Origin of the sequence: Variovorax sp. WDL1 (genome assembly GCF_001541225.1) — a bacterium.
Lineage (GTDB): Bacteria > Pseudomonadota > Gammaproteobacteria > Burkholderiales > Burkholderiaceae_C > Variovorax.
The window spans coordinates 1-17468 of the sequence record NZ_LMTS01000180.1 but is presented as its reverse complement, the minus strand read 5'-3'; the positions used below and the strand labels follow the sequence as shown (position 1 = coordinate 17468).

At 60.1% G+C, this 17468-nt stretch carries 15 protein-coding genes and 2 pseudogenes; 8 read left to right on the top strand and 9 right to left on the bottom strand.

Translation table 11 applies throughout. From position 1 onward, the window contains the following. Window positions 1-72 precede the first annotated feature (72 nt). The 8 genes and pseudogenes from APY03_RS25255 to APY03_RS25220 form a co-directional block, all read left to right on the top strand. A pseudogene (locus APY03_RS25255) lies at window positions 73-261 on the top strand (IS4 family transposase); the annotation flags it as partial. A gap of 19 nt (window positions 262-280) precedes the next feature. Next, window positions 281-1441, top strand: coding sequence for an acyl-CoA dehydrogenase family protein (locus APY03_RS25250; protein WP_174262857.1), 1161 nt, complete (start codon window positions 281-283; stop codon window positions 1439-1441). Window positions 1442-1497: 56 nt separating this feature from the next. Beyond that, on the top strand, window positions 1498-1971 hold the full coding sequence (locus tag APY03_RS25245) for a MaoC/PaaZ C-terminal domain-containing protein (RefSeq protein ID WP_068681253.1): 474 nt from the start codon (window positions 1498-1500) through the stop codon (window positions 1969-1971). A 508-nt stretch (window positions 1972-2479) separates the two neighbouring features. Then, window positions 2480-2928, top strand: a pseudogene (locus APY03_RS44430) (helix-turn-helix domain-containing protein); the annotation flags it as partial. Window positions 2929-3312: 384 nt separating this feature from the next. After that, complete coding sequence (locus APY03_RS25235; RefSeq protein WP_162487261.1) at window positions 3313-4161, top strand: Bug family tripartite tricarboxylate transporter substrate binding protein; 849 nt, start codon at window positions 3313-3315, stop codon at window positions 4159-4161. A 123-nt stretch (window positions 4162-4284) separates the two neighbouring features. Further along, window positions 4285-5043 (top strand): SDR family NAD(P)-dependent oxidoreductase, encoded by a 759-nt coding sequence (locus APY03_RS25230; RefSeq protein ID WP_068681243.1) that lies wholly within the window; start codon window positions 4285-4287, stop codon window positions 5041-5043. A 120-nt stretch (window positions 5044-5163) separates the two neighbouring features. Further along, window positions 5164-5949: a citryl-CoA lyase gene (locus tag APY03_RS25225; protein WP_068681241.1), complete on the top strand. Its 786-nt coding sequence runs from the start codon at window positions 5164-5166 to the stop codon at window positions 5947-5949. 32 nt (window positions 5950-5981) lie between these two features. Further along, window positions 5982-7148 carry a thiolase domain-containing protein gene (locus tag APY03_RS25220; protein WP_068681240.1) on the top strand — a complete coding sequence of 389 codons (1167 nt, stop codon included), beginning with the start codon at window positions 5982-5984 and terminating at the stop codon, window positions 7146-7148. 79 nt (window positions 7149-7227) lie between these two features. Here APY03_RS25220 and APY03_RS25215 read toward each other — a convergent pair whose 3' ends face one another. The 9 genes from APY03_RS25215 to APY03_RS25175 all read right to left on the bottom strand — a co-directional run bounded on the left by APY03_RS25215 (window position 7228) and on the right by APY03_RS25175 (window position 17284). Further along, window positions 7228-8781: a class I adenylate-forming enzyme family protein gene (locus APY03_RS25215; protein WP_102906373.1), complete on the bottom strand. Its 1554-nt coding sequence runs from the start codon at window positions 8779-8781 to the stop codon at window positions 7228-7230. Window positions 8782-8793: 12 nt separating this feature from the next. Continuing rightward, complete coding sequence (locus APY03_RS25210; RefSeq protein ID WP_068681236.1) at window positions 8794-9978, bottom strand: CaiB/BaiF CoA transferase family protein; 1185 nt, start codon at window positions 9976-9978, stop codon at window positions 8794-8796. A gap of 215 nt (window positions 9979-10193) precedes the next feature. Then, window positions 10194-11357, bottom strand: a complete 1164-nt coding sequence (locus tag APY03_RS25205; RefSeq protein WP_068681251.1) for an acyl-CoA dehydrogenase family protein — start codon at window positions 11355-11357, stop codon at window positions 10194-10196. A gap of 35 nt (window positions 11358-11392) precedes the next feature. After that, the gene (locus APY03_RS25200; RefSeq protein WP_068681234.1) at window positions 11393-12526 is read right to left on the bottom strand and encodes an acyl-CoA dehydrogenase family protein; all 1134 of its coding nucleotides are present in this window, start codon (window positions 12524-12526) and stop codon (window positions 11393-11395) included. A gap of 50 nt (window positions 12527-12576) precedes the next feature. Continuing rightward, complete coding sequence (locus APY03_RS25195) at window positions 12577-12954, bottom strand: Zn-ribbon domain-containing OB-fold protein (RefSeq protein ID WP_068681232.1); 378 nt, start codon at window positions 12952-12954, stop codon at window positions 12577-12579. A gap of 276 nt (window positions 12955-13230) precedes the next feature. Next, window positions 13231-14178, bottom strand: coding sequence for a LysR family transcriptional regulator (locus APY03_RS25190; RefSeq protein WP_162487260.1), 948 nt, complete (start codon window positions 14176-14178; stop codon window positions 13231-13233). A 61-nt stretch (window positions 14179-14239) separates the two neighbouring features. Further along, entirely contained in the window at window positions 14240-15373 is a 1134-nt protein-coding gene (locus APY03_RS25185) for a CaiB/BaiF CoA transferase family protein (protein ID WP_068681228.1), read from the bottom strand. Between the two features lie 88 nt (window positions 15374-15461). Then, a complete protein-coding gene (locus APY03_RS25180) occupies window positions 15462-16244 on the bottom strand; it encodes an SDR family NAD(P)-dependent oxidoreductase (RefSeq protein ID WP_068681226.1) in 783 nt (260 codons plus the stop codon). A gap of 143 nt (window positions 16245-16387) precedes the next feature. Further along, window positions 16388-17284 carry a MaoC/PaaZ C-terminal domain-containing protein gene (locus tag APY03_RS25175; RefSeq protein WP_162487259.1) on the bottom strand — a complete coding sequence of 299 codons (897 nt, stop codon included), beginning with the start codon at window positions 17282-17284 and terminating at the stop codon, window positions 16388-16390. Window positions 17285-17468: the final 184 nt, after the last annotated feature.

Genomic DNA, 17468 nt, shown 5'->3' with positions numbered 1-17468 from the left:
CCCGGCAGCGTCGCACAGACTGTGCCGCCCTTCGCGGTCTGATCGCGGCTAAGTGGACTTCGCGAGGCTGTCGTGGCCACCTACGTGCTCATCGCCATCGTCAAGAAGGAGCTTCAACTCGATGCCTCGCTCTACACATGTCTACAGATCTTGTCGGTGTCGGTTTTCGAGAAAATCCAGATTTCATGCGCCTTGCAGGCCGATGGCTCTCAGATTGATCCGCTAGCCGCCGCTAACCAGTTGAATTTGTTTGACTTTTAACCGGACAGTAGTGACCCCAATGATGAATTCCTCGACTTTCTATTTCGGCCTGAGCGACGAACAGCAAATGATAAGGGAAAGCGTGCTGAATCTCTTGGAAAGAATACTTCCAGGTCAAAAGATTCTCAGCCTCGTCCAGGCGAGCGAATTTCCGTCCGAGGCTTATGCGGCTCTAGCGGCCGCCGGATGGATGGGTCTCCCGTACCCCGAACAACACGGTGGATCCGGCGCCAGCTTCAAAGATCTGGCGGTGCTTGTCGAATCACTCGGCTACCACAATGGTCAGGTCGCGTCCGCGTATCTGACGACGGCAGTTTATGGCGGACTTCAGATCCTGCACGGGGGAACCAAAGCCGTCCGGGATGAGTTGATCCCATCGATCATCAATGGGAAGAAGCTCCTCGCCATTGCGATGACAGAGCCGGACGCCGGCTCCGACCTGAGCGCGATCGCCACCCGGGCTCAGGAGCACAACGGTGACTTTCTGTTGAGCGGGCAGAAGACCTATATCACCTGCGCCCATATCGCCGACTACATCGTCGTGGCCGCAAAAACCTCCCCAAAGCTGGGCTACAAGGGCATCACGCTGTTCCTCGTGGACGCGCGGTCCGAAGGCGTGACGATTCGGCCGCTCAAGTCTCTCGGCCGAGAGATGGTTCATACCAATGACATATTTCTCCACAACGTCGTGGTTCCACGGGAACGGATGCTCGGCGAGCTGAACTCCGGCTGGGCCAATATGATGCGAGGCCTGAACATCGAGCGGATGGTCCTTGCGGCATCGGCGGTCGGGAATTGCCAGAAGATCATCGATTATGCGCGGACGTATGCTAAAGAGCGGCGCGCTTTCGGCCAGCAAATTTCGCGGTTCCAGGCCATCGCGCACAAATTCGCGGACATGCAGATCATGACGGAGACTGCGCGCGCCCTGACATACAGGGTCGCGGACATGCTCGACGCCGGGTTGAACCCCATCATGGAAACATGCATCGCGAAGACGGCTGCGACGGAGAATAACATCCGATGCGCCGACATCGGCTTACAGATCATGGGCGGCGCAGGCTACATGATGGACTACGAAATGCAAATGTTCTATCGTGACGCCCGCATGGGTCCGATCGGCGGCGGAACCAGCGAAATCATGCGCAATGTCATTGCGAAGTGCATGGATATCTCCTGATCTAACCCGCCATCTTGAACCGAAACGCGATGACCAAGCGATTAAATATGTCACACATGTCACACCAAGAAGAAGTGAAGCCCCGGGGACTTTTTTACGAAGACATCGAGATCGGCAATTGCTATACGACACCGCGCCGCACGGTGACGCACAGTGACATCGTGAACTTCTCCGGTGTTTCCGGCGATTTCAGTGCTCCGCATGTGGACTTTGAGTTCTGCAAGAAGCAACCCTATGGCGAACCGATCGCGCAAGGCGTTTTGGTGTTTGCCATCGCGACCGGTCTTCAATGCCAGAGCGGAATCAACGACCGCACGGTCGTCGCGTTCCTGTCCGTGGACAACTGGCGAATGCACGCACCCGTTAGACACGGCGACACGATCTACATGAACAGTGTGCCAATTCAGAAGCGCCTGACCAGCAAAGCCGGCAAAGGCATTGTCACGTTCGCTCGCGAAATCAAGAACCACCGGGGGGAGATCGTGCAGTCAATGACTTCGAGTTCAATGTATCTTTGCCGGCCGAGATGAGACAGGATGTATGCGGGACAACGGATCGACGAATGCCGTTGCCGCCATGATCGATTACCTCACCATCCGTCCGAGGCAACCGTATTAAGCTCGTAGGAAAGGTCAGGCCATGGCTTTGCGATTCGAGAATCTCATGCGGTGGAAAATTCCCAGAATTGAGCAACGTTACGACCGTCGCGATGTCATTTTGTATGCCCTTATTGACTCGGCACTGAAGTATTGAACTCAAGCCGCATAGCGAACCGGCTAATGCTGGAAGTAGCTCTTGATCCGCTCGGGCTGCGGACGAATTGATCGCGCGTTTTACGGGTCCGGCACAAGAGGCGCTGATGCGGCTGCTGGTCTGGCTCAGCCCGCTGACGGCGCGCAGCGCACTGCCCTGTGCGATCAAGCTTCACGAGGGCCGTTGAGCACCCGCAGAAGTTGCACGTAGCCGCAGCACGCGAGGCCTCATAGCCTTGGCTTCAGCAAGTCGCACCGTCGGTGTGGCCTCACCTGGAGCCCTGCATTGAAGACGATTACTGATCCGCCTGAGCGCGATCGATGGGCGCGCCTGCGCTTCTCGATTATCGGCCCGTTGATGGCCGCACCGCCCGCGCCGCGGCAGTTGGGCGCCGCGTTCCTCGCGGTGGCGGCCAAGACCTGGCGCCACCCCGTCTCGGGCCCGGACGTGCGCTTCGGCGCGTCGACCCTGGAGCGCTGGTACTACAAGGCACGCAGCGCCGCGGATCCGGTGGCCGTGCTCAAGGACGAACTGCGCGGCGACGAGGGCGCTTCCCGAGCCTGACGCCGGTGGCCATTGCGGCGCTGACGCTCCAATACCGCGCGCATCCCGGCTGGACGGCGCAGTTGCACCTGGACAACCTGCGGGTGGCTTGCAAGGAGTGGGGCTCGCCGGTGGCCTCGTACGCCACGGTGCGGCGCTACCTGCAGGCCCAGGGCAACAACCGTAGCGCGCCGCGGCCTTGACCCATCTGGTTTGCTTATCGAAGTCGCCAAGAATAATTGATTTTGCTCTTGCCGCACGGCGTCCTATGATTCTTTGGTCGACGCTATCCCGCAGACGGACAGCGTGATTACGCTGCGAGTCGGGCAACCAAGGGATTTTTTCTTGCTCATCTGACCGCGGCCGCAGAGCCTCGAAGCGAGAGCTTCATTCATGAGGCTGAAATACCAAGCTGGAAGATTTTTTGCAGGGGACACATCATGAGATTCGGAATGCTTTTGACTCGGAAATCCATTTGTACCCTGCTTCTCACTCTCGCCGCGTCAGCAGCGACAGCCTTCCCGACTCAACCCGTTCGGCTTGTTGTTCCGTATGCGCCAGGAGGCGCAACCGACGTGGTTGCGCGCGTGGTGGCGCAGGGACTCGGAGACGTTCTGGGCGGCACCGTGATCGTCGAGAACCGCCTGGGCGCGGGCGGCACCTTGGCCGCAGGGTACGTCGCGCGCTCGGCCCCGGACGGTCACACCCTTTTCCTCGGCCTCACGGGGCCGATCGCAACGGCCGGCAAACTTTTCGCCGCGCTTCCGTACAACCCGCAGAAAGACTTCAAAGCGGTCATTCAGCTCGCTTATACGCCCTACTTCATGGTCGTGCCCGCGTCGCTGCCCGTCTCGAGCTACAAGGAGTTCGAAACCTCGGTCGCGGCCTCGGGCGGGAAGATGAACTACGGGCAAAGCGGAAAAGGCACGCTGAGTCACCTGATCGTCGAAGTGGTCCGCCAGCAATCGGGACTGCAACTTGAACCGATCAACTACAAAGGCGGCGCCGACGTGACCAGCGCGCTCCTCAAGTCCGAGGTCCAAATGGGGATGCTGGACTTTCCGCCCGCACTCCCGCACGTCCGGGCCGGAAAGCTGAAGCCTTTGGCGGTCACGACGCGCGAACGGTCGCCGCTCTTTCCCGACATACCGACGCTCGGTGAACTGCTTTCGCTGCCAGGGTTTGAGGCTGTGGCTTGGATCGGCCTCTTCGCGCCCGCCAAGACCCCGAACGACGTGGTGGACCGGATCAATGCAGCCGCTCAGACGGTGCTCGCGCAACCTGCGGTGCAGGAAAGACTTCGCGCGGCGGGCTTCACGATCGTTGGAGGCTCGGCTGACCAGTTCCAGATGTATGTGAATGGCGAAATCGAAAAATGGGGGCGGGTTATTGACAAGTGCAAGGACTGCCTCACCCAAGAGTGATATTAGCCGGCGCCTGTCCTTGCTCCGCGAAGAGCCGGTGAGGCGGGATGCATGAGCGGTGCGAGGAGCTTGTCAGAGAATGGCACTGCGGATCTCGGATAACGGTATGTTTGGGGAATATTGATGTTCAATGGCAAGGCTCTCGAGGATCAGGTGGCGATCGTCACGGGTGGTGGTCAAGGTATAGGAGCAGCAGTGGCGATTGCCTACGCCCAGCAGGGCGCCAAGGTCGCTGTGGTTGATATCGCCAAGGAAAAGGCCTTGGAAGTCGCTTCCGAAATATGTAGAGCCGGCGGGCAGGCGCAGGGATACGGATGCGACGTATCGAACCGCGCCGAGGTTGATGCCACAGTCAGCTCCGTCGTCGACTCCTTCGGCACTGTCACTGTGCTTGTGAACAATGCTGGCGTGACCCGGCCGGCGATGATCAACAAAATGTCGATGAAGGCCTGGGAAGACGTGCTTGCCGTCCACTTGACCGGCAGTTTCAATTTCCTTCAGGCGGTCGTTGACGGGATGACGGGACACAAGAAGGGGTGGATCATCAATGTGGTGTCGGGGGCCGGCCTGCTGGGTACGATCGGGCAGATCAACTATGGCACGGCCAAGGCCGGATTGCTGGGGTTCACCAAGTCTGCGGCCAAGGAGCTTGCGCGTTACAACATCTTGGTCAATGCGGTGGCGCCCGGCGCTGCGACGCCCATGACCGAAACGATCCGAACCGATCCCCGGTTCCGGGAGCAATCGATCCAGAGAATCCTGCTCGGACGCTGGGCGGAGCCAGAGGAACTGACGCCGCTTTTTGTGTTCCTGGCTTCGCCGGGTGCGAGTTACATAACCGGGCAGGTGATCGGAGTGGACGGTGGGATGTCCATCCACTGACACGCCGGACGCCGTCGTTCGTTCCATTTGATCGCGACACAAGACAGCAACCATGCTCTCTTGGCCACTGGCTCTCAGCATGAGCTAGCTGAATCATCCTGCTGATCAAGAAAGGAAAAAATGAAGGAATGGGTCACCCAGATCAGCGAGGTCTCCGAGAACAAGGTTCTCATCTACGGCTACCACCTCGAGGAAATCATCGAGAAGCTTAGCTTCGCGGAAGGGATTCATTTGATCCTGCGCGGGAGGCTTCCCGACGGGCGGGAACTGAGCATGATGAACGCGTTGCTGAATTCGACACTGAATCACGGCTTCGTCTCGGCCAGCGTGATCGCCGCCCGCTTCGTCGCGTCGGGAAGCGCGAACTTCATCGCGGCCGTTGCGGCTGGCCTGCTCACGGTCGGACAGAACACCATCAACCCCGCCCATTCGGCGAACTTCATCCGCCAGGCCCATGAGAAGCGAACGGCCGAAGGATTGGGCATCGAAGCGGCAGCCGCTGCAATTGTCGAGGAGTGCCGGCGTTCGAAGACCCAGATACCGGGTTTAGGTCATCCGACGCACAAAGGCTATGACTTCCGTGCAGTCAAGCTAAGGCAGATCGCGATTGCGAATGGCTGCTGGAACGACAAATGCGATCTATACGAAGCCATCCACCGGGAATTTCAACGTGCGACCGGCAAGGACCAGATTGCGATCAACGTCGACGGAATGACGGCTTGCGTGATGGATGCCATGGGCTTTTCACCCGACGAGATGGCGGCTGTCGCCTCGCTGTCGGTCTTGCCCGGCATCATGGCTCACGTGATTGAAGAGCTGAAACAGGGGCGGAGATTGCGGCACATCGACGTTGCCGACTCCGAATACGTCGGCCCCGCGCAACGCCCCATTCCGGACGAGCGGTAGTGGCGCCGGGATCCGGCAATGAAAGGACGGCAGTGAGCCTCAAGGGAAAAGTGTGTATTTCGGGGATTTTTGAACATCCAACGCGCCACGCACCGGACAAGTCAACCGCCCTGCTGCATGCGGAAGTGGCGCAGGGCGCGCTCGCCGACGCTGGTCTTTCGAAAAGCGACGTTGACGGCTATTTCTGTGCAGGCGACGCTCCGGGTTTGGGGCCGATCAACATGGTGGACTATCTGGGTCTCAATGTCCGCCATGTGGATACCACCGACCTAGGGGGCGCCTCTTATCTGGCCCATGTCTCTCATGCAGCGATGGCGATCGCTTCGGGAAAGTGCAACGTCGCCTTGGTCACCCTGGCGGGGAGACCCAAGGCGGAGGGCGCCGCGACCGGCACGAAGACGCGAATCTTCGGCGCCACGCCTGATCTACCCTTTGAGCTGCCCTTTCGCCCCGTGTTGGTGAACCTGTACGCGATGGTGGCCATGCGGCACATGCACGAATACGGAACGACGCCAGAACAGCTGGCATGGATCCGCGTTGCCGCATCCCACCATGCCCAGCACAATCCGCACGCGTTGCTGCGCGAGACCGTCACTGTCGAAGACGTCCTGCGCTCTCCCATGATCGCTGATCCCCTTCACCGTCTCGACTGCTGCGTCATCACCGATGGCGGCGGCGCGCTCGTCCTCACGAGACCGGAGATCGCAAAGACTCTTGCGCGACCCCAGGTCACGCTGCTGGGCGCGGGAGAAGCGGTGAAGGGCCAGATGGGCGGCAAAGTCGATCTCACTTGGTCGGCCGGACGGAATTCGGGGCGGCACGCCTTCGAGGAAGCGGGAGTGAAGCCATCTGATATTCAGTATGCGTCGATCTACGACAGCTTCACCATCACGGTGCTGATTCAGCTCGAAGACCTCGGCTTTTGCGAGAAGGGACGCGGAGGCGCCTTTGTGGCCGATGGCAATCTGATCTCGGGCGTCGGAAAGCTCCCGGTCAACACTGATGGAGGAGGCTTGTGCAACAACCATCCTTCGAACCGTGGCGGAATGACGAAAATCATCGAAGCCGTTCGTCAATTGCGCGGCGAAGCTCACCCCAATGTCCAGGTGCCCGGTTGTTCTTTGGCGCTCGCTCATGCAACGGGAGGCTCTCTCGGCACCCGTCACGCAAGTGCTACCCTGATCCTGGAAAGAGTCTGAAAAGATGGACGCCGATGTCTGATTTCTCGAGTTTTTGAGAGTCGGTCGACCAGCTGGATTGAGTCGGTGGATTTAACGCTCACTTAGCATCCACGGACTCCGAGGACAATCCTCGTTCCAGCACGAACCGCTGAATCTTTCCGGTAGCGCTGCGCGGCAAATCTCCATGCGCGACGAAACTAACATGCTTGGGCAGCTTGTAGTTGGCGATGCGCCCTCGGCAGAGATTCAGCACGTCCTCGCTCGTGAGCGTGTCGTCGCCCTTGACGACGAAAGCGACGGGGACCTCGCCCCACCGGGGATCGCTTCGGCGCACAACAACGGCTTCGGCAATCCGCGGCGAAGCTAGCAGGTACCGCTCGATCTCCGCCGGATAGATGTTCTCGCCCCCGGACTTGATGAGGTACTTCCTGCGATCCACGAAATCCAGGGAACCATCCTCGTTGCGAACAAGCACATCCCCCATGTGGTACCAACCTTGGCGGAACGCCTCGGCATTGGCCGCGCCATCGCCCCAATAGCCGCTGAAGAGGCTGGGGCCCCGGATTGCTACCTCTCCAGGCACGCCCACGCCGACTTCGTGGCCGTCCTCGCCAACCAGTCGCAGATGACAGAAAGAACTCTGCAATTTGGAAAGTCGTTCGGGCTTTGTGCCGATCGGGATCAGGCCTCGGCCCGCCGGAGGAGCCCCGGTCTCGGTGGAGCCGAAGGTATTGCGAAACGGGGCCTGAAGCATGGAAGTGATCGCCGCAATCTGGTTCCCTGGCACGAGGTCCGCCATGGCACCTGTCACCATGACGGTTCCCGGCTCCAAGGGCATGTCGCTGAAGCCCTGCAATGCTCTTTCGATGGTGCCGGGCATCAGTTGCAGAAGGCCGATGCGCTGCTCTCGGGCCACAGCCGCCTTGATCTTGTCGATGTCGAAACCCTCGAAGACCACCGCCTTGCCGCCTCTCAACAGGTTGTGCAGCACACCCTCGGTCGACGCGATGTGGAAGAACGGCGACCAGTAAATGGAGGCACGATCCGGGAACACGCTCCCGTCGACGTTGTTGATGGCGCACCTGGCGATCATGGCCCGGTGGCTGATGGCGGCGGCCTTCGGCGCACCCGTCGTTCCGCTGGTGTAGAGAATGATGAAAATGTCTTCGGGCGCCGCAGCGTCCAAGGTCTCGAATGCGCTCTCGCGTGCCAAAAGCCGCTCGTATTCATCGCCAAGGAGGAGTTTCCTTTCCGAGCGGCCGAGGCGATCGACCGTCGCGGCATACTTTGAAGAGTAGATCAGGATTACGGGGCTCACCAATTCCAGACAATGGCCCAACTCCTCGTCGGTCTGCCTCCAGTTCTGGCAAGCAACAATGGCTCCCAGCCTCGCGGCGCTCAACAGGAGCTCTATGTATTCGAGGCGGTTTTCAGAGATGACTGCCAGCCGATCTCCCGGCTTGACGCCCAGCCGGCCCAGAGCCCGTGTCAACTGGTTGACCCGGGCGGCTAGTTCGCCGTAGCTGAGTGTTCGATTGTCGAATGCCAGCGCCTGCGAGTTCTTGCTCAGGAGTGCTTGTGTCGAAAAAAGGCTTCCAACAGTCAGCGACGAAGAGCCATACAACGCGGTAAGCGCGAGTGCTTCATTCAACATCGGGATCCCTCACGACTTGTCGGCCTGGGCGACGACGAACCCTTCACCGTTTCCGCATCCGAGTTCGCGCATGATTTCGGCCGTATGCTCTCCGTAACGCGGGGCCGGGCGGCGAATGGATGCCGGCGACTTGGAAAAGAGCATCGGCGACCTCACCAGATGCGTGCATCCCGCGACCGGGTGCAGGTGATCTTCGAACATCCCCACTGCACGAAGATGCACGTCCCTGGCAAGCTGGCCGAGCGTCAGGATCGGCATGCAGGGAATGTCGTTGGACACACAGATGTCCATCCATTCAGAAGCCGACTTCTCGGGGGTGATGGAAGCCACGAATTGGTACAACGGCTCGGCATTTTCGATCCGTGCGCGGTAAGTGGCGTAGAGCGGGTCGTCCATCAGCTGCGGCCGGCCAATCGCCGCAAAAAATCTCAACCACTGCGGGTCGGTGTAAGGCAGGATGGAGATGTAGCCGTCGCGAGTGCGGAAAGGGCGACGAGATGCCTCGAGTAGTCGCTTGTAGCCCACTTCGCCCGGTGGCTCGAACACCCCTCCGCTCATGTGCTCGACCAGGTTGAATGCCACGAGCGTCTCGAACATCGGGACTTCGACCTTCTGCCCTTCGCCCGTCCTGACTCGGTGCAAGAGCGCGGCGACAACAGCCTGGCTCAGGTGCAGTCCGGTCACCTTGTCGGCAATGGCCGTAGGAACATAACTTGGGCGCCCGTCGCGCTTGACGAACATGTCGACCAGCCCCGACGCAGCCTGCACGACGTCGTCGAACGCAGGCTTGTCGCGATAGGGGCCCGATTGCCCGAAGCCCACGCCTTCAGCGTAGATGATGTCAGCCTTGATGCCGCAGACTTCCTCGTATCCCAGGCCGAGACGCGCAATCGCAATGGGGCGCATGTTGTGCAGGAACACGTCCGCGGTTGCAATCAGCTTGCGCATAACCTCCAATGCTTTTTTTGATTTGAGGTCGAGCGCGATCGAGCGCTTGTTGCGATTCAGGTTCAAGTATGTCCCGCTCATCCCGACGTCACGGACTTCGCCCAGGTTCCTCGCGAGGTCCCCGGTCGGCGGCGACTCCACTTTGATGACGTCTGCGCCGAGGTCGCCCAGTGACTGCGTAGCGTAAGGACCCAATATCGTCGTGGTGAGATCGATTACGCGAAAACCTGTCAATGGTCCAGACATGAGAACCTCTTCGGCGGCTCGCTGCTGCAGGTGCGGCGACCTAGGTGGAAATACTGCGGAGGATTCAAGCCCCGTGTCTCAGAGCCTGTGAATGAATTCGGCGGCCGATCTAGCCGCAAAGCACAGCCATAGTTCGAGCTATGGCGAGCATTTGCAACGCGGAGTGGCCACGTTTGGGCGGGCCGGGCGGGCGTGGCGGATTTGTTCACAGGCTCTCAGCCCATCGGCAGATTGAGAAGGCTCTTCGCAATGATGTTGCGCTGGATCTCGTTACTGCCGCCATAGATCGTCGGAGGCCGCGCGTTATAGAACAGTGAGAGTACGTCCACCCGGCTTCCCTCCTCGCGGAACTGCGTCCGCCCCGTGATCCCGCCGGCTGAACCGGCCACTTCGATCGACAGCTCCGAAAGGCGTTGAAATAGGTCCGTGGCGAATACCTTCAGGACCGACACGTCGGCGCCCAGCCGTTCTCCGCGCCGCACAGCGGCCGCGAATTTTTCGTACAAGGAAGCGAGGTCGGCAACATCGAGCCGCAACCGGGCAACGCGATCGGCGTACTGCGCCGAAATCGCGCCGCCTCGCTCAGCCAGAACATCGTCGAGGCGCTTCAACCCCGCTTGAGCCAGTCGAGGGCTTCCGATTGAAAGGCGCTCGAAACCGAGCAGAGACTTCGCGATCGACCATCCTTGGTTGCGCTCTCCCACCAGCCAATCGGCCGGCGTTCGGACATCATCGAAGAAAACTTCCGCAAAGGTGGTCGATCCTCCGATGTTGCGGATCGGCCGGACCGTGATGCCCGGCGACTTCATATCCACAAGGAGGAAACTGATCCCATCTTGCTTCTTCACGCCCTTTTCGGTGCGCGCGAGCATGAACATATGGGTGGCGTCCGTGGCGTAGCTTGTCCAGATCTTTGACCCGTTGATGCGGTAGTGGTCTCCCTCGAGAATCGCCTCGGTTCGCAACGCTGCCAAGTCCGACCCGGCCCCCGGCTCGGAGTACCCCTGGCACCAGATGAAATCTCCACGCAACGTCGGCGGAAGGAACAACTGCCGCAGGGGCATCGACCCATATTGGATCAACAAGGGGCCGAGCATCACGATGCCCATGTCCGGTGTGCGAGCCACGCCGTGACGCTCCTGCTCCTCCATGAATATCAACTGCTTCGCAGGAGTGAGCCCCATTCCGCCCCACTCCACAGGCCATGCGGGCGCGGCCCAGCCTTTGCGGAAAAGCGTTCCGTACCAATCCTTGACCTCTGCCCAGCGCAAATGGTGGGCCGGAAACCGCAAGTACTCCGGGAATTCGGTCTCGAAGAAGGTCCGCACTTCCGCCCGAAAAGCTTCATCGCTCAGCGAGTTCCAGTCTGTTTTCTGCATGATTATTTCGGCCTTTGTCGTTCGCGGAACGTCGCTCACGCCGCGGCCGACGCCTGCTGCATCTCGCAATAGCGCAGCCGGTGATGGCAGGCGTTCCCGAGCCACGAAGCAAGCACGATGCACTTCTGCACGAAGAGCCCGATATCGCACTCATCTGCGTAGCCAATGGCCCCGTGAAGCTGCACCACTTCGCGCGCCATGTTCATGGCAGCCTCGGAGCAGCGAGCCTTGACTCGGCTCGCCCACCTGCTCAATTGCGATCCGTCGGAACTCAGCGAATCGAGAGCATCACGCACGACGGATTCACAGACCACCTGCTGGATGTACAAGTCCGACACCCGATGCTGCAGCGCCTGGAAAGCGCCGATCGGCTTGCCGAACTGGACGCGAACTCGCATGTGGTCGAGCGTCATTTCGAGCGCCCTCGAAATGACGCCGAGAAGTTCGGCTCCCGCCAGCACCGTCGAAGACTCGATGGCGAGCGTGAGGGCCCTGGCGGCGACTCGCGTCGAGGCGACTACCCCTTCGCTGACCTCGACACCGTCGAGATGCAAGAGGCCGAGTGTCGTGCCGTCGGCAGCAAGCTCATGCGTCACGGACAGACCCGCGACACCGCGCTTAATGAAACATATGACCATTCCGTCGCCACTGCGGACGCTCACCAGATAGCCGTCGGCGTCGGCGGGAACGACGAAGCGCTTGACCCCATTCAACCGTCCCTTGTCAAGACTCGTTTTGACCGCGCCCGGCGCAAGGTCGCCTTCAAATTCCTGCCATGCCACGGCCAGAATCGCGTCGCCCGCGGCCACTTGCTGCAAGAGCGAATCCCGGATTTCCACGTTGTCGCTGTTCGTCAGTAGCAGAGGCGCCATGGCCGCCGCCGCATTTAGAGGCTCGGGCGCGAGGTCTCTGGAAATCTCTTCTAGAAGGTTCCCCATCTCGCGCAACCCAAGGCCGAGCCCGCCGAACTCTTCGGGAACCAGGATGCCGGGCCAGCCCACCCCGGCCATTGTTCTCCACATCTCACGATTGACGCCTCCACCAGAGTCGCGCAGCTGCCGGGCCCGCGCAACACCCGGATTGCGGCGGGAGAACGCCTTGGCCGAGTCTCTCAACGCGGTGATGTGGTCTTCTTCGGCGCTCATCTTTGGTCGGAAATCATCGTTCATCGAAGTTCATCGAGAAGAAAAGCCGGTTCCCGGGGTGGCATGCACGGGCGTCAGTCGGCGCTCGGCGCGAACACTGGGATCGTCCCGTGTCCCTCCGAGTTGCGAAACGTGAGCCTCACCTTCTGACCGATGCGCAACGCGTCCGGGTCGCAGTCGACGACGTTCGTCATCATCGAAACGCCCTCCGCCAATTGCACGTATGCAATGACGTAGGGGACAGCGGAGCGGCGCATCACACTGAAGCTGTAGATCACGCCCTCGCCGGAGGTTCGACTCCATTGCGTGTTGCCGCTGAGGCAATGTGGGCAAACCGGCCTCGGATAAAAGTGAAAGTCTCCGCAGCCCAGGCACTTCTTGAGCATCAGCTGACCCTGGCCTGCGTAGGTCAAGTAGTCGGCCACCTCTGGAAAACTCGAGAAATCAGACATCGGAGCCCCTCTTGATCAAGAAAATCCCTTGGTTGCCGACTCGCAGCGTTATCACCATAATCCGTCTGCGGGATAGCCTCTACCTAGCCTCTACCTAGCCTCTACCTAGCCTCTACCAAAGAATCATAGGCCCCCCTGCCGCAAGAGCAAACGAATTATTCTGTGCGACTTCGATAAGGAAACCAGATGGGTCAAGGTCGAGGCGCTCGACTGCGGCCAGATCCACGCTCTATGAATCGAAGTGCTTGGCCGGCTCGGCGAGGGTGTTGTTTTAGCTCAGGGCGCCGCTTCTCCTGGCCGGGTCATGGTCAGGTCATCGTTGACTGCCGTTTCGTCTCGGGGGGTTCCGAAGCGGCTGACCTTGACCGCCAGTTCCGCTACCGCTTGCGCAAGCCATTGATCGCCTTGGTGCTGAAACACGGCGTAATACTCGATAGGGGGCAGACGGGGCGTGACGTCGAGGTGCTGCAAGCGCCCGGCCCCGATGTCGGACTTGCAATAGTCGACCGGCAGGTAGCTGACGCCCAGTCCTGCGAGCGTCCAGGATGCAAGCACAGAAAGGCTGTTGCTGATATTCAGGCCACGCCCGACGGCAGTGGAATTCTCGAACCACCTTTGCAGCGTGGGATGGATGCTGGAAGCCTTGGCCATACTCAGGATCGGCCAGGCATCCAGGTCCCGCGGGGAGAGCGCAGTTCTGGGGACGTTGAGCGCAGGACTGGCCATCCATCCGAACTCTACGGGGCCAAGTGCCACGTTGTCCAGTTCGGATTGCGTGATCGGCCCGGGCAGCAATGCGACATCGATCTGTCCCTGACGTAGCTGCTCCAGTAGCGACACAGTCAGATCGACCTTGAGTTCCAGCGTGACTCGCGGGAATTGCGCATTGAGCGCGCGCACCAGGTTCGGCAGCCACGTCAGGGCGACGTACTCTGTGATGCCGATGCGGAGCTCTCCAGTCACGATCATCGGGTCGGCTACCCGGGTCTTGATTTCAGTGATGAGGGTGAGGATCTGCTCGGTGTAACCGACGAGTTCCCGCCCTTTCGGGGTCAGCTTGACGGACCGGGCGGTGCGGTCAATGAGCTCTTGTCCCAGCGCGCTTTCCAAATCGCGAATCCGCATCGAGATGGCGGATTGCGTGGAATGCAAGTGCTCCGCGGCCGCTGTGAAGCTGGCTAGCCTGGATATCCAGTAAAGAGCTTCCAGATGTTTCAGTGTCATCAATGACATGTGCCAGCGTGGCGGATTTGTTGAGGTGCGGATAGGTGCGGATACAAGTCTATCAAAACAGGTTGGAGTCTCGGGCTTGCTCGATCACTTCGTCGTCCAGCCAGCCGCGCAACAACTCCTGCACGGTCTGCGGCGTTGCTACGACGCCCTGTGTCGGTGCCGCCGGCGCGCTCCTGCTGAAGCGGGGGGCCGGGCCAGGCTGCAGTTCACCGGCAACTTCCACATAGATCCCGCGAGCCTTCATGTGGGGATGTTCCGGAGCCTCGTCCAGGTCCAGAACCGGTGCGAAGCAGACATCCGTTCCCTCTAGCAGCCGGGTCCATTCGCCGCGCGTTCTGGTCCGGATGCGTTGCGCGATCTTGACCTTTGCGGCTGGCCAGCTCGCGCGATCATATTGAGGCGTGTCAATGTCGACCTCGAGCAGTCTGAGCAGGAGTGTGTAGAACTTTGGCTCGACCGCTGCAATAGAGATCCATTTGCCGTCGGCGCACTCGTAAACATCATAAAAATGCGAGCCCGAGTCGATGAAGTTCGTACCGCGCTCGTGGTTCAGCAAGCCAGCTTTCAATGCGCCATGGAGTTGGGTGGACAATGAAGCCACACCGTCCACTATGGCGCCATCGACGACCTGACCGCGCCCGGACGCCTTGCATTCGAGCAGGGCGCTCAGCATTCCAACGACCAAATACAGCGAGCCGCCGGCATAGTCACCCAAGAGATTCAAAGGAATCGCGGGCGGCTGCCCCTCGCGTCCGATGGCATGGAGCGCGCCGGTCAGGGCAATGTAGTTCAAGTCGTGACCGGCGACTTCTGCGAGCGGACCCGATTGGCCCCAGCCCGTCATTCGGCCATAAACCAGCCGCCGGTTGCGCTCCAGGCAGACTTCGGGACCGATCCCCAGACGCTCCATCACCTGGGGCCGAAATCCTTCCATCAATGCATCAGCCCGATCGATCAGGCGCAGGGCGAAGTCCTTGCCGGCAGGCGACTTCAGATCCAGTTGAATTGTCGTGCGGTTGCGCAAGGAGTAATCGTACTGAAGTGGCCGATCCAGACCCAGGCCCGACGCTTCCTTGCGGTCGATGCGGATGATCTCCGCTCCGAGGTCTGCCAGCAACATTGCGGCAAACGGACCAGGGCCGATCCCTGCAAATTCGACGATCTTCAATCCAGCCAAAGGTCCCATGCTATTCCTTGTTCCTGTTGATGACACATTGCGGAAGCTTTATCAGCTTGCTCGTCAATGAAACCGACCCGCTCGACCGACAGTTCACCTACCAACCTCCGAACGACAGGCCGCCGTTGACGCTGATGGTCTGCCCGGTAACTTGCGTGGCAGCAGTGCTCGCCAGAAAGGCGGCAGCTTCGGCGACTTCATCAGCGTTGGGGGGGCGACCTTGCGGGAACCTCGCCAGAGCCTTCGAAAAGAGGTCATTCCCAAAGCCTGGCTTGGAGAACATTCGGTCCCAAGCCGGTGTGTCTGAGGTGAGCGTCAGCGCGACTGAGTTAACCCGGATGGCATCGCGCGAAAGCTCTCGAGCCAGCGCCTTAGTGAGCAAGATGATCGCAGCGCCGACGCCGCCGATGACGGACTCACCAGGGGTGGGGTGACGTGCCGCATCAGTGGTGATCATCACGATGGCCGCAGCGCCCGACTTGCGCAGATACGGGATCGCGGCATGCACAGGAAAGATTTTTGCAAGCAAGCGTTCGCGGAAGCTCGATTCAATCTGATCGGGAGTCATGTCTGCGAAAAGTGCAGGCCCTACCGAGCCATACGCGCCCGCGCTGACAAGCACATCGAGTTTTTCCATTCGTTCGGCGGCAACTGAAACACTTGCGGCCGCACTGGCGGCATCACTCGCGTGAGCTTGCACGTAAAAGCAGCCGTCCGAAATTTCGCGCAGCTGCGCCGCCGCTGCCTCGCCTGTCTCTGCCGTGCGCCCCGAGATAGCGACCACGGCCGAACGCCGTGCCAGCATCTTGGCAATTGCAAAGCCAATTCCACTGGTGCCACCGCTGACCAGCACACCTTTTCCTGCAAAATCGTTTTCCATCGGAACCCTCCAGAACCAAGGCGCAACTCGCCACACGCAAGCGAACTTTGCTCTGCCCCACGCGGCCTTCCTAAGCTCATGCGCGTCGTCGGACCATTCTTTTCGTCATCGTCATCGTCATCGTCATTCGATTTACGATGTGATCAACGGTCGCGGTGTCGCGCTTCATTCTTATTAATAAGGCCACCCCACCGATTCAGTTGCACGCTTCCCTGGGCGATCAATTTCTCTTCGCGCTCCACCACCATTGCCTCGAAGAAGACTGTACCGTCATTCCGATGCATCCGGATTCGCAAGGTTTCACCGGGATAGAGAAATCCGGCAAATCGAATCTGGAGCCCGGAGACGAGTTTTGTCTCGTAGGCGCAGAACCCCTGAACGACCGACTTTTCGATCAGGCCGAGCGTGCATAGGCCGTGCAGAATTGGCCTGGAAAAGCCCGCCGCCGCGGCCACCGCAGGATCGCTGTGCAGCGGGTTGTAGTCGCCGTTCAATCTGAATATCAGCGCCTGCGCGGGATTCGTGTGCACATCGCAACTCACGACCTGATCGCGGGGGGCGGCCGGGCGGTAGGCGGGCAAGTGAACGATTTGCGAGACCGAGGGGGAGCCGCCGAACCCGCCATCGCCCCGTGCAATTAAAGACGCTATCGATGACGCATAGAGGCTGCCATCGGAAGAGTCACTCAACAATCTTTCCACATAGATGACAGCGCCGGACTTCGGCCCTTTGTCGGCGATGCCGATGACCCGAGACCTCGAGCGCACACGACCCTGGGTCGGCAGCGGCTTGTGAAGAGTGAGCCACTGCTCTCCGTGCACCACCTTGCTCTGGTCCACGCCGGTTGCCGGATCGCGCAACCATGAACCTGGTGTGGCCAGGACCAGGGCCATGGATGGCAGGGTTTGCAGCTCTTTCTCGTAGACAAACGAAATTTGCTTGGGGTCCGCAGGGTCGCTGCCGTAACCCACGCTAAGGGCATACAAAATGACATCGCGCTGGTCGTAACTTTGCTCAATGCTTGGAATTTTCCATTGCATGAGATTCTCGAATCGCAACGCCATGGCGCCCTACCCGGACCTAAGCCGGCAGAGCCGGAACCAACAACGGGTAGCCGAGTGCTTCCACAAGCACCGGCAGAGCATCTTCAGGTCTTCTCTCAGCATGGTCTGTCTTACCGTTGTAGACCGCGAAGGGCGGCACAGTCTGTGCGACGCTGCCGGG

Excerpts from the sequence above, each read along its gene's own strand:
- APY03_RS25250 (WP_174262857.1), top strand. The coding sequence starts at position 281 with ATGATGAATTCCTCGACTTTCTATTTCGGCCTGAGCGACGAACAGCAA.
- APY03_RS25245 (WP_068681253.1), top strand. The coding sequence starts at position 1,498 with ATGTCACACCAAGAAGAAGTGAAGCCCCGGGGACTTTTTTACGAAGAC.
- APY03_RS25230 (WP_068681243.1), top strand. The coding sequence starts at position 4,285 with ATGTTCAATGGCAAGGCTCTCGAGGATCAGGTGGCGATCGTCACGGGT.
- APY03_RS25225 (WP_068681241.1), top strand. The coding sequence starts at position 5,164 with ATGAAGGAATGGGTCACCCAGATCAGCGAGGTCTCCGAGAACAAGGTT.
- APY03_RS25210 (WP_068681236.1), bottom strand. The coding sequence starts at position 9,978 with ATGTCTGGACCATTGACAGGTTTTCGCGTAATCGATCTCACCACGACG.
- APY03_RS25205 (WP_068681251.1), bottom strand. The coding sequence starts at position 11,357 with ATGCAGAAAACAGACTGGAACTCGCTGAGCGATGAAGCTTTTCGGGCG.
- APY03_RS25200 (WP_068681234.1), bottom strand. The coding sequence starts at position 12,526 with ATGAACGATGATTTCCGACCAAAGATGAGCGCCGAAGAAGACCACATC.
- APY03_RS25195 (WP_068681232.1), bottom strand. The coding sequence starts at position 12,954 with ATGTCTGATTTCTCGAGTTTTCCAGAGGTGGCCGACTACTTGACCTAC.
- APY03_RS25190 (WP_162487260.1), bottom strand. The coding sequence starts at position 14,178 with ATGACACTGAAACATCTGGAAGCTCTTTACTGGATATCCAGGCTAGCC.
- APY03_RS25185 (WP_068681228.1), bottom strand. The coding sequence starts at position 15,373 with ATGGGACCTTTGGCTGGATTGAAGATCGTCGAATTTGCAGGGATCGGC.
- APY03_RS25180 (WP_068681226.1), bottom strand. The coding sequence starts at position 16,244 with ATGGAAAACGATTTTGCAGGAAAAGGTGTGCTGGTCAGCGGTGGCACC.
- APY03_RS25175 (WP_162487259.1), bottom strand. The coding sequence starts at position 17,284 with ATGCAATGGAAAATTCCAAGCATTGAGCAAAGTTACGACCAGCGCGAT.